The following is a 12,730-nucleotide window of genomic DNA, read 5'->3' as shown; positions in this document are numbered from 1 at the left end:
ATGGGGGCAAAGAATGGAAAGCAATATATCGAGCGACTAAAAAAGGCGAGCAATAATATTTATTTGCACGGCGAAAGAGTGCAAGATGTAACAACACATCCCGGTTTAAAAGGTGTCGTGAAATCAATGGCAGATCTATATGATTTGCAGTTTGAGAAACCGGCAAAAATGCTTTACACATCACCGACAACAGGTGAACAAGTAGGAATGACTTGGTTGCAACCAAAAACGATTGAAGATGTAATAAAAAGACGAGAAGCCATTCAAGAGTGGGCCCTTACATCAGGCGGTATGATGGGGCGCTCCCCCGATTACTTGAATGCAGAAGTGATGGCCATGGGTGTATCAAATGAATTATTTGCTGAAGCAGATCCGATGTTCGCAGAAAACGCACGTAAGTATTACGAATTTGCTAGGGAAAATGATATTAGTTTGACACATACATTGATTCATCCACAAGTGAACAGGGCTAAGGCACAACATGAACAGAAGGATGCCAATGTCGCCCTCCATTTAGTGAAGAAAACAGATGAAGGGATATATGTGGATGGTATCCGTTTATTAGCAACGCAAGGCGGTATCACTGATGAAATTCTTGTATTTCCATCGACTGTGAAAAAAGCAGGTGAATTGGATGATCCGTATTCTTTAGCGTTCGCCATTCCGAATAATACCCCAGGATTGAAGTTTATTAGTAGGGAATCATTCGATTATGGGAGAAATGGTTATGACCATCCACTTAGCTCCCGTTTTGAAGAAGGAGATGCGATTGTTTCATTTGAAAATGTATTTGTTCCGTGGGAGCGTGTATTTGTGTGCGGGAATTCATCAATTTGTAACCGCACCTTCCGCGAAACAAATGCGGTCGTGCATATGTCGCACCAAGTCGTTTCAAAAAATATCATTAAAACAGAATTTTTACTTGGAGTAGCTTTGTCGATGATGGATGCCATTGGTATTGATAGTTTCCAACATGTGAAAGACAAAGGAACAGAAATCATGTTGGCACTTGAAACGATGAAATCTCATATGTACCGTGCTGAACATAATGCAAAGCTCGATAAGTGGGGGACCATGACACCTGATTACGAGGCACTCGATGCTGCACGTAACTGGTACCCAAGAGTTTATCCTCGTCTCATAGAAATTCTGCGTGTACTAGGTGCATCAGGATTAATGGGAATTCCAACACAAGCTGATTTTCAAAATGAAGAAATTGGTAATATTATTCACCGTGGATTACAAGGGAAGAATCTAGAAGGTTACGAGAGAGTTCAACTATTTAGGTTGGCTTGGGATATCACGATGAGTGCATTTGGCAGTAGGCAAATGCATTATGAATACTACTTCTTCGGCGATCCTATCCGTATGGGGATGACCTACTTTGATCATTATCAAGCGAAGGATGAGCTAAAGGCCAGAGTACAAGACTTTTTAGGCAAAGCGTCCAATTCAAAGTTTTTAAACGTTTAAGGGGGAGCGCGTGATGAGTGTAGATTTTGATATTATTCGCACGGCTAGAGCGATTTTACATGTGACCGATTTAGAACGATCACGTGATTTTTATATCAAAGGGCTTGGTTTAGTAGAAACCGAATCGGATGAAAATACGATTTATTTAAGAGGCTTAGAGGAACATGTTCATCATAGTCTAGTGTTGAAGAAAGCAGACGCACCACATGTTGAAGTCACAAGCTATAAAGTAAGGTCAGATGCTGATTTAGATGCATTGGCAGCTATGTTTGAAAAGCACGGTATGAAGACAAAGTGGTTAGAAGAGGGGATCCAGCATGCCATTGGCAGGGCTTTACGGGTACAAGATGTCTCAGGAATCCCGTTAGAATTTTTTGCGAAAATGGATACAGTTGAGCGCCTATTACAACGCTACGATTTATATCAAGGCGCAAAGGCCCAACGGATTGACCATTTCAATAATATGGTCTCTGATGTGGAAGCCGCTTATGATTTTTATACAAAAGAACTCGGTTTCTCTTGTTCAGAATACACGGCAACTGAAGAGGATAAAATCTGGGCAGCCTGGATTCATCGAAAACCATCCGTCCATGATGTCGCCTTTATGAATGGGGAAGGCCCTCGTGTACATCACGTCGCCTATTGGCTCAGTGATCCGATGAGCCTAATTCATGGTTGTGATGTGCTAGCAGCACTAGGTTATGCAGAAAATATTGAACGTGGCCCAGCAAGACACGGCTTATCCAATGCCTTTTTCCTCTATTTAAGAGACCCAGATGGCCACCGTATCGAGCTATATAATGGCGATTATTTAACGAGCGATCCCGACTTCAAACCAATACGTTGGGAGCTCAACGACAAACGCCGCCAAACATTCTGGGGTGCAGCAGCACCGGACTGTTGGTTTAATGAAGCATCAACCGTTCTAGATGTACACACTGGCAAACCACTTGAAACTGTGGCAGGGAAATTGAAGCAGGCTAAACCGATATTTATTGTGTAATGGGAGAGAGGGAGTGAGTCTTCATTGGAAGCACTCCCTCTATTTCTAGTAAGAAAGCTAATTTTTTTGAAAATAGAATGACTGCGAGTCGTTTCATCTAAAAAAGGAATAGTCGCGACTGATCTGGATGGGAAAGAAAAGTAGAGGAAAAGAGAGAGTCGCGACTAATCTCGTTGGGAAGGAAAAGATAAGTAGGGTAAAGGGAAGAATCGCGACTAATCTAGTTGTGAAGGAAAAGATAAGTAGGGTAAAAGAAAGAATCGCGACTAATCTGGATGAGAAAGAAAAGATAAGTAGGGTAAAAGAAAGAATCGCGACTAATCTCGTTGTGAAAGAAAAGATAAGTAGGGTAAAGGGAAGAATCGCGACTAATCTGGCTGTGAAAGAAAAGATAAGTAGGGAAAAAGGAAGAATCGCGACTAATCTCGTTGTGAAAGAAAAGATAAGTAAGGTAAAAGGAAGAATCGCGCCTAATCTGGCAGTGAAAGAAAAGATAAGTAGGGAAAAAGGAAGAATCGCGACTAATCTCGTTGTGAAAGAAAAGATAAGTAGAGTAAAAGGAAGAATCGTGACTAATCTGGCAGTGAAAGAAAAGATAAGTAGGGAAAAAGGAAGAATCGCGACTAATCTCGTTGGGAAAGAAAAGATAAGTAGGGCAAAGGGAAGAATCGCGATTAATCTCGTTGTGAAAGAAAAGATAAGTAGGGAAAAGAGTAAAATCGCGACTAATCTGGTTGAGAAAGAAAAGATAATTAGTGGAAAGGGTGAAATCGCGCCTAATCTGGTTGAGAAAGAAAAGATAAGTAGGGAAAAAGGAGAAATCGCGCCTAATCTGGTTGAGAAAGAAAAGATAAGTAGGGCAAAAGGAAGAATCGCGCCTAATCTGGTTAAGAAAGAAAAGATAAGCCGGGAAAAAAAGGTAGAGCCACGACTTTTCTTTCTTCGGTCATTAGTTATGGCTTTGCCCCAAATCGTCAAAAAAGTGTTTAGTCTCTTGTTTAATCAAGGAATTTCATGACCTGAGGTACGGTTAAAAATAGCTATTTATGAGTTCGTAATAGGTTGCTCGGCCATTTCCGAATCTTTTAGAGTTTTTCTGCAAAATTCTATGAATAATGGCAGTGCTTACTTGCTTCCCAATCCACTCGTACATATCTAATGTTTTAATTTTCCTCTCAGGAAATAGGATTGAATAGTCTTTAATATTGTTTAAGATGATGTCATTTACAAATCCCGAATGGGAGCATTTCTTGCATAAAAAAGTTTTTTTACTCAATCGCTCCATCCTCCCACAACACTTATTACAAAACACACCCTTCGCTAATTCTTCATAATGATATTCTGGTTTAACAAGCATGTTTAGTTTGTTTTTGTGGTTGTTTAATAATGTCTCGATGATTTTAGTGTGAAGTAATGTTGGAGAGATAGTTTGTTTTTTTAATGAGTCAAGGTATGGAGGAATTTGTCCAGGAAAAATGATACTTTCATTTGGTTTTGCACCATATAAAATAAATTTGGGATTAACGAATATGAGTTGGTATTCAAAGGGAATGGGGAGCTGGTACCTCTTAAGAAACTGGTGAATGAGTGGTTCATTCGTTTGATTTGGATGAGTGGACTTTTCATTTCTTTTTTGAAGGACTAAGCCATTGGTCACCAACCAGTGTATAATTTCCACTGAAATTTTTAATTTCGAAAATAACTATTTTATTCTGCAGAATACAAAGAGCATCCAATTGAATAATGGATTGGTTAATCTCTAAATTGAGATCATAAAGAATGGGAATGTCATCTGGCAGTTCGCTTAAGAGGGTTGTCCAACGTATTTCACCATCTGCTCCTTTTTCATTGCTTGTAGGTGTTGAAGGTGGTCTGACGATAATTCCTTTCGAGCATGGAGTGCAAGAAGAAAACGGAATTGTTGGGGAGGGTATAGAGGTTTCATAATGGGCAATCAAAATCATCCTTTCCTACTTTTTCTTATATTATAAAGGAGAAAGTTCGCCATGTTAACTATTACATTAGAGCATGTGAAAGATTCTTAAGTGTGTTACATAATTAAAGTTTTGTAACCAAATAGAGTTTGGACAAACTTTTGAGAAAATAAAGCGTATATCCCTTTTCTCTCGTTCATACCATGTACTACAGCCTAGTGCTGACGAGCATGTTAGGGGGGGTAGTGAATGAATCGATTAGCACACCGTTTTTCAAAAATGGTTGAGAGATTTTTACCGGATGCCTTTGTCATTGCTGTTATTCTGATGTTACTCATGATGGGTCTTGCTTTAATCATGAATCCAAGTGAGCCATTGGTGATTGTGGAGTCTTTCGGTGATGGTTTTTGGACTTATTTAACCTTTACTATGCAAATGGTTTTATTATTAATGACGGGAATGGCATTAGCTAAAGTCCCTTTTATCCAACGTTTTCTCAGCCGTGTAGCATCATTAGCCAAAAGTGCAAATCAAGCTTATATTCTCACCTTTCTCGTATCCTCATTTGCCTATTATATTAACTGGGGATTGGCGGTCATTGTCGGTGCAATCATCGCCCGAGAGGTTGGTAAAAGAAATCAGCAGGCGCATTTTCCATTACTGGTAGCAGCTGCATATGCACCCACGGTATTGTACACAGCTGGTTTATCGAGTTCAATTGGATTATCAGTGGCAACAGAAGGTCATTTTCTTCAAAGTGTTATTGGTGTCATTCCAACTTCCGAGACAATATTTCATCCAGGTACAATGACGATTCTTATTGCCTTAGTGATAACGATGCCACTATTCATCATATTAATGGCACCAAAAAAAGACATTATTCCTTTTGTAGAAAAAGAAAAAAAGGTAACTTCTCGACAAAAGGAACAGAAAATAGATAGTCCGGCTATGAAGTTAGAGCGATCGAAGGTTTGGGGGACGGTAACAGGTTTGATTGGACTCATTTATTTACTAGTTTCATTTTGGAATGGTAGAGATTTAGATTTAAATATTATTAATCTTGCGTTTCTATCTTTAGGTTTATTATTTCATCAGTCGCTTACTCAATATGCAGAAGCGTTTAAGGATGCGGCCTCATCGATATCACCGATTATTTTGCAATTTCCGTTCTATGCTGGCATTATTGCGGTACTCGGTAGCTCAGGGATAGCCGAGTCTATTATCAATTGGATAACCAATGTGGCCACATCAGATACTTTTGGTGTTTTTACTTATTGGACTGCAGGCGCGGTGAACCTACTCGCCCCGTCTGGTGGGGGACAATGGGCATTACAAGGTCCATTACAAGTAGCGGCAGGAGCACAACTAGGAGTAAATCATGCCATCACTGCAATGGCTGTCGGTTGGGGAGATGGTTGGACGAATCTCATTCAACCCTTTTGGGCTCTACCTATATTAAGTGTTGTTGGTCTGCATATTCGCCATATAATGGGTTATTGTATTTTGTTGAGTGTTTGGGTCGGCATGATTACTACTATTCTTATCTATTTTGTCTACTAGAGAATCCCCTATAAGAAAAGCCGACCGAAAATGAATGGCCGGCTTTTCTTTTATATTCCCACTGTTACCTTCGGCTGAGCAACCCAATGCCCAGGCGTTACTTCCACAAGTTCAGCATTATCGAGTTGATATTCCTCACGTCGCTCTTCTTGTGCGGACAAAGTTTCGCGTTTTTTCTGCCGTTCAATCGCTGGGTCAGGGATTGGGATGGCAGCGAGTAGCGATTTTGTATATGGGTGTTGCGGGTTAGCATAGAGTTCTTCACTTTCTGCGAGTTCGACGATTTTTCCCCCGAACATGACGGCTACACGGTCACTAATATGTTTAACCATGGAGAGGTCGTGGGCAATAAATAGGTAAGTCAATCCAAGCTTTTGCTGTAAGTCTTCAAGTAATTTAACGATTTGCGCTTGGATGGATACGTCTAGTGCAGAGAGTGGTTCATCACAGACGATGAATTTTGGTTCGACGGCAAGTGCGCGGGCAATCCCAATTCGCTGTCTTTGTCCCCCTGAAAATTCATGGGGATAACGCATTGCATGTTCCTTCTCCAAACCCACCATTTCTAGTAACTCTTCTACGCGTTTCCGGCGTTCTTGCTTATTTTTTACGAGCTTATGAATATCTAGTGCTTGACCGATGATATCAATTACTTTAAAGCGCGGATTTAATGAAGCATAAGGATCTTGAAAAATCATTTGCATATGTCTGCGCATCATCTTCATTTCCTTTGCTGTTAGTTGATTCACAGGAATACCCTGGTACAACACTTCACCAGCAGTTGGTTCATTTAATCTTAAAATCGCACGCCCGGTGGTGGACTTTCCTGAACCAGACTCTCCGACAAGACCAAGTGTTTCACCAGGTTTAATAAAGAAGCTAATATCATCAACAGCCTTCAACACTTGGCCTTTGCCTAAATCGAAGTGTTGTTTCAATGCTTTTACTTCGAGAAGGGGTTCTTTTGCATTGATCTCTTCACTAATACGCGGTGCTGGTTTTGCTTTCTTTTTCTCATGAAGCTTTGGTAAAGCGTTGAGTAATCGTAATGTATAAGGGTGAGTGGCATGCTCAAAGATTTCTTCGGTTGTGCCTTTTTCAACGATTTCCCCGTCCTTCATTACGACAACACGGTCACACATGCCAGCAACAACGCCAAGGTCATGGGTGATTAAAATAATCGCAGTACCAAATTTTTCTTGCATATGCTTCATTAGGTTCAGTATTTGCGCTTGTATGGTTACATCAAGTGCTGTTGTTGGTTCGTCAGCGATGAGTAGCTTAGGACGACAAGCAAGAGCGATAGCAATCATTGCCCGTTGCCGCATCCCGCCAGAAAACTCATGTGGGTATTGGGCAAAACGAACTTCTGGCTTTGGAATCCCTACTAATCTTAAAAGCTCAATGGCTTCAGCCTTTGCTTGTGTTTTACCTAGTCCTCTTGTATGTTTTAGCATCGTTTCAGTTAATTGTTGACCAATACGCATCGTCGGATTCAACGAGGTCATTGGATCTTGGAAGATCATGCTAATATCTTTCCCTCTGATTGCTTCCATTTCTTGATCACTTGCATTGACCAAATCTTTACCGAGAAACATAATTTCGCCGTCTTTTAAAAGGGAAGGAGGAGACGGGAGCAGTCTCATAATCGAGCGGGCAGTGACACTCTTGCCACTGCCTGATTCACCGACAATGCCTAATGTTTCTCCTTTATTGACAGTAAAGCTGACACCTTTGACAGCTTCAAATTCCTTCTCTCGAGACATAAAGGATACTTGTAAATTTTCTATTTTTAATAACGGTTCCACTTTCTCCACCTACCAAACTTTGATGTTTACACTCGAACAATATTGACAGTCATATTATACTAGAATTAAAATATAGTATACAACTAGGAATTATCGGGACTAAAGGGGGTGAACGGATGAATGAATACAGTCAATAATGCGCCACAGAGACATTCATCTAGCGTTCCTAATGTGCTTTCGACACTCAGTCAAACCTTTGGGAAAATGAACCAATACCCATTTTTAAAATGGGTGATGTTGATTATAGGATTACCAGTTTATGTGATTAGCTTCATTATTTACCTAATAAAGAGAAAAGATGACGCTTATCAGCGGTTATGGCGTGAGCTCCATCAAGCATGCACAGAAGCCGGTTTAAAGGAAAAATTAATTACGAAGCATATAGAACAGCAAAGGCGAAAGCAAACGTTCTTTCAGCAAAAGATAGATGAGTTGAAAATGAAACAAGTGGCTGAAAAGAGAGCAGAAGATGAGTTTCTTCAGGTAGTAGAGGATAAAGTTCAGGAGGAATTAGCACAGCGAGGAGAAGATCAATTAACTTTTGCAAGTATCATGCGATCATTATTAGAACATCCAATAATTGTTGTTCTAACGTTCATACCTGGATTATTGTTCTATATCCTCCTTTTCTTGTATATGAATCCGTATATCAAGTATATCTTTGAAAGGCTTGTTTCCACCCTATTTGTTATTGTTGGGGTCGCTTTTTTTGTGTTTACGATTTTGTATATTTCACCGTTTGATCCAGCTGCCAATATTTTGGGAGTAACGGCTACAAAGGAACAGATCGCGACATTTAACCAAATTTACGGTTTAGATCAACCGTATTGGATTCAATTATGGCAAGCAATTCAAGGTATTTTCACATTTGATTTAGGTGCTTCTTTTGCCGGAAATGAAAATGTTGTGGATGCCATCGCTAGAAAAATTCCAATTACATTATTACTAACGTTTATTGCCTTAATTTTAGCGATTGTTATTGCCATTCCTATTGGAATCATTTCCGCTACAAGGTCAAATACTTTTTTAGATTATACGCTTATGTTCGTAGCTTTAATTGGGTTATCGATTCCGAATTTTTGGCAAGGTTTAATCTTTATTTTAACATTTTCGATTGAGTTACAGTGGCTGCCGGCTACTTTTACACCAGGTAATTTGCTTTCGATTATCATGCCAGCGGTTGTCCTGGGAACCGGTTTAATGGCTTCCATTGCTCGGATGACTCGCTCATCTACGCTAGAAGTCATCCATGAAGATTATATTATTACAGCAAGAGCAAAAGGTCTTAATGAACGCCGAATACTTTGGCGCCATGCTTTTGGAAATGCTTTGATACCAATTATTACTGTAATTGGTTTAATGTTTGGCGGTATGCTCGGTGGAGCTGCTGTTACAGAAAAAGTTTTTAATATTAGTGGAATTGGAAGTTATATTGTTGATAAACAATTTATCCCTGATATTCCCGCTATTATGGGCGGTGTTGTATACATTGCCATTACAATCTCATTAGTGAACTTATTGATTGATATTTTATATGCATTTATCGATCCAAGAATTCGTTCAAAAATGAAACAATATTAAAAGTAGGTGCAGCATGTCTACTCATAAAGATAGCTTGTTAAAAAAATTCGCCTTAAAGGCGACATCTGAATATGCGCAGGCCAACTTTGCCCTTGTTGTCTCTATTGCCTTAACAATGATCTTTTTGCTTGCAGGTATTGATTTTTCAACAGGGGCAATCAAGCCAGTTTTCTTTTCATTATTTATTGCTTATGCCGTTTTCTCTTTCATTCAAGCTTTTATTGCTTACCAAGTGAAGCGGGATTTGAAAAGAGATGGCGTTATACGCTCGTCGACAAGAATTTGGGGTTATATCCAACTATTAAGTGTATTGGTCGGTAATATTTTCACAACCGCTTTTGCATTTGGTCTTATTAAAAAGAAAAAAAGCCCACAATACTTATTTACTATGTTTATGTTGATGACGCAATTCTACGTGATTGCGGTATCTTCATTAAACTTGTTTAAACCTTACGTAGCTAATACATTCCTTATGGGTATGTTTTTGTTACTGGCCATCTTCGTTTTTCAGTTGGTTGTACTCCTTTTAGTAATAAAAGATAACGGACAATCATCGAAATGGAAGTTGTATGTAGGAATCCTATTAATACTTACTTCTTTAACCGGTAATTTATTTGCCCTTGCCTTAGGTTTATTTATGCTATTAGAAGTGCTCAGCAAAACGCCATCTACTGTTGCTAAATGGTATGCGATGTGGGAGAAAATTGCGAGTAATATGACAGCGATGCTAGGATTATTTTTCATTCTGTTTATTTTCACCTTATCGATTTGCAGTTATTGGACCTTCGATTATGGTATGGCGGTTGATAATAATTATGGTGCTACATTACAAATGCCAAGTCTTACCTATCCTTTAGGTACAGATAATTTTGGTCGCGATGTGTTCTCACGCATTGTCTTTGGGGCCAGGATATCTCTGATTGTAGGGGTTTTATCGACCTTCATTCCGTTTGTGGTTGGTGGGATTCTAGGTGCTATCTCTGGTTATTATGGGAAACGCACTGATAATATTTTAATGCGATTACTCGATGTATTATATGCTATTCCAGGTATTTTACTTGCGATCGTCATTATCGCAGCTTTCGGGGCAAGCACAACGACACTAGTGATTGCCTTAAGTGTTGGTTCAATTCCAACGTATGCAAGAACGATGCGAGCAAATGTGCTGATGATTTCCAATATGGAATATGTTATGTCGGCTCGTGCGCTCGGAGCAAGTAATCTATCGATTATTTTTAAACAAATTGTCCCAAATAGTATGGCACCAATGATTGTAAAGGCAACGTTAACAATTGGAGGAGCAGTAATTGCTACAAGTAGTTTAAGTTACTTAGGATTAGGAATTGAGCCGCATATACCGGAGTGGGGTAATATCTTAAAAGTAGGTAGTGCTTATCTAGAATCACATTCCTACTTAGCGATTTATCCTGGTATTGCTATTATTGCATTAGTTTTATCGTTTAACTTTCTTGGGGACGGGTTGCGTGATGCGCTTGACCCTAAGCTTGATTAATAAATAAAAGACTTTCAGGGGGGAAAGCAGATGAAAAAGGCGGTACTATCATTCTTGTTAATATTTACATTGATTCTAACAGGATGTGTGAATACAAAATCTGATGTTGAGAATGAAGGTTCAGGTAGTGGTGATGGCTCTAAGCCAACAATAGAGATTCTTGGCATGAGCAGTAGTGAAGAGGACATGAACATTGTTCGTGACCAATTAACGAAAAACGGTTTTGATGTAAAATTAAACATCCAACCTGACTATGGTAGCTTTAAAGCACAACAAGATGCAGGAAACTATGATGTTGCTTTATCAAGTTGGACGACTGTAACAGGAAATCCAGATTACGCTGTGCGTTCATTGTTTATTAGCGGTGGAGATTACAGCATTATGGCTGATAAAGAGATTGATGAGTTGATAGATAAAGCAAGTACTGAAACACCAGAAGAATACGCAAAAACATATAAGGAATTCGAGGAAAAACTTGTATTTGATAAAGCTTATATTGCACCATTATATAGCTCTTACAAAACACAAGCATTGAATAAAGATGTGTTAGTACCAGATTCTGTTCGCCTTTCTAAATCGCGCTCTTTAGCATGGGAAACGATTGATTTCCAAGATGAAGCGAAGAGAGAATCAGATCCACTCGTATTATCGCAAACACTTTCAACACTGACTTCCCTTGACCCAATTAAAGGGAACGATGGTTCTATTAATATGTTGAATTCGAATATGTATATTCGCCTTGTAAACTTAACAGATGATGATGTTGTGACGGCTGATGGTTCTCTATCTCGTAATTTTAGTATTGCAGATGGCAATTCTGAGTATTATTTCTTATTAAGAGATGACGTTAATTTTGCCAAAGTTACTGATAAAAAAGCAGAAGAAACAGATGACCTTGTTGGTGCAGAGGATGTTGTCTTCTCACTAGAACGTGCGAAGGATAAAAATTCTGTACCAGATCACCGCACATATAGCTTACATGAGCATATTGAGACAGCTGAAGTTGTGACAGATGTTTCAGAATTAGAGAAAGTACAAACTTCAGGTGGCGAGGGTACGGTTAAAGCAGCACTTGAAGAAGGATTAGATACAGAGATTGCCGAGTTAGTTGCTGAAGATGATGCAGTAGATAACGCAGCAGGTAAATACCAAGTGGTGAAAGTAACAACTACAGAACCATTCCCACAAGTATTAAACTACCTTGCGCACCAATCTGCAGGTATTGTATCAAAAGAACAAGTCGAATCAATCAACACGTATAAAGTGGAAGACTTTGATGTAAACAAGGACATCGCTTATGGTGACCAAAACACAGTAACTGAAGGCGATAGCTATGACAATACGTTATATGCTAGTGGCCCATACATCTTATCTCATAAAAATGATTATGAAGCTGTATTCTACAAAAACCCAGGTTATATGACGGATACTGAAAATGAACCAAATATTAATCAAGTAAATGTTCGTTTCATTGCCGATATTGATAGCTCACTTTCTGCCTTACGTAACGGAGAAACACATATTCAATACAGCGTACCAGAAAATAAATATGAGACGGTAGAAGGCGATAGCAAACTACAATTACAAAGCATTCCAAGTAATGCTGTATCATACCTTCTATTTAATACAGAAGGTCGTGCCGTATCTGAAAGTGCCGATCTAAGAAGAGCCGTACTTTACTCTATCAACCAAGAGGAAATCATCGACTACTACCAAGGTAATAAAATCAAAGCCTCATCTACAGTAAGTCCTCTAGTAGATACTGGCAATGAACTAAAAGCCGATGCTGATAAAGTGAAGGAATTCTTAGGTAAGTATCAAGCTGAATAATGGATAGAAATGAAAGATACCCCTCACA

At 39.2% G+C, this 12,730-nt stretch carries 9 protein-coding genes and 1 pseudogene; 7 read left to right on the top strand and 3 right to left on the bottom strand.

The features are described 5' to 3' along the window. From hpaB to MKX67_RS21080, 3 genes are all read left to right on the top strand, one after another. Nucleotides 1-1,473: a 4-hydroxyphenylacetate 3-monooxygenase, oxygenase component gene (gene hpaB / locus MKX67_RS21090; protein WP_342488734.1), complete on the top strand. Its 1,473-nt coding sequence runs from the start codon at nt 1-3 to the stop codon at nt 1,471-1,473. 13 nt (nt 1,474-1,486) lie between these two features. Beyond that, nucleotides 1,487-2,476, top strand: coding sequence for a 3,4-dihydroxyphenylacetate 2,3-dioxygenase (gene hpaD / locus MKX67_RS21085; RefSeq protein ID WP_342488733.1), 990 nt, complete (start codon nt 1,487-1,489; stop codon nt 2,474-2,476). 127 nt (nt 2,477-2,603) lie between these two features. Continuing rightward, the gene (locus tag MKX67_RS21080) at nt 2,604-3,494 is read left to right on the top strand and encodes a hypothetical protein (protein ID WP_342488732.1); all 891 of its coding nucleotides are present in this window, start codon (nt 2,604-2,606) and stop codon (nt 3,492-3,494) included. Nucleotides 3,495-3,506: 12 nt separating this feature from the next. Here the strand turns inward: MKX67_RS21080 and MKX67_RS21075 are convergent, their stop codons facing one another. Both MKX67_RS21075 and MKX67_RS21070 read right to left on the bottom strand, forming a co-directional pair. Further along, nucleotides 3,507-3,752, bottom strand: coding sequence for a hypothetical protein (locus MKX67_RS21075; RefSeq protein WP_342488731.1), 246 nt, complete (start codon nt 3,750-3,752; stop codon nt 3,507-3,509). Nucleotides 3,753-4,098: 346 nt separating this feature from the next. After that, nucleotides 4,099-4,440 carry a nuclease-related domain-containing protein gene (locus MKX67_RS21070; RefSeq protein ID WP_341098028.1) on the bottom strand — a complete coding sequence of 114 codons (342 nt, stop codon included), beginning with the start codon at nt 4,438-4,440 and terminating at the stop codon, nt 4,099-4,101. 173 nt (nt 4,441-4,613) lie between these two features. On the opposite strand from MKX67_RS21070, the pseudogene MKX67_RS21065 reads away from it, so the two are divergent. Beyond that, nucleotides 4,614-5,970: pseudogene (locus tag MKX67_RS21065) on the top strand (TIGR00366 family protein). Between the two features lie 50 nt (nt 5,971-6,020). On the opposite strand, the gene MKX67_RS21060 reads toward MKX67_RS21065, so the two are convergent. Then, a complete protein-coding gene (locus MKX67_RS21060; RefSeq protein WP_342488730.1) occupies nt 6,021-7,778 on the bottom strand; it encodes an ABC transporter ATP-binding protein in 1,758 nt (585 codons plus the stop codon). 120 nt (nt 7,779-7,898) lie between these two features. Between MKX67_RS21060 and MKX67_RS21055 the strand changes: the two genes are divergently transcribed. From MKX67_RS21055 to MKX67_RS21045, 3 genes are read left to right on the top strand one after another with little or no spacing between them, the layout of a single operon-like run. Continuing rightward, a complete protein-coding gene (locus MKX67_RS21055) occupies nt 7,899-9,359 on the top strand; it encodes an ABC transporter permease subunit (protein WP_342488729.1) in 1,461 nt (486 codons plus the stop codon). A 13-nt stretch (nt 9,360-9,372) separates the two neighbouring features. Further along, nucleotides 9,373-10,872 (top strand): ABC transporter permease, encoded by a 1,500-nt coding sequence (locus MKX67_RS21050; RefSeq protein WP_342488728.1) that lies wholly within the window; start codon nt 9,373-9,375, stop codon nt 10,870-10,872. A gap of 30 nt (nt 10,873-10,902) precedes the next feature. Then, on the top strand, nt 10,903-12,702 hold the full coding sequence (locus MKX67_RS21045) for an ABC transporter substrate-binding protein (RefSeq protein WP_342488727.1): 1,800 nt from the start codon (nt 10,903-10,905) through the stop codon (nt 12,700-12,702). Nucleotides 12,703-12,730 lie beyond the last annotated feature (28 nt).

The organism is Cytobacillus sp. FSL W7-1323 (assembly GCF_038595015.1).
In the GTDB taxonomy this organism is placed as follows: Bacteria; Bacillota; Bacilli; order Bacillales; family Cytobacillaceae; genus Cytobacillus; species Cytobacillus kochii.
The sequence above is the reverse complement of the archived record's forward strand: the minus strand, read 5'-3'. Positions and strand labels throughout refer to the sequence as shown.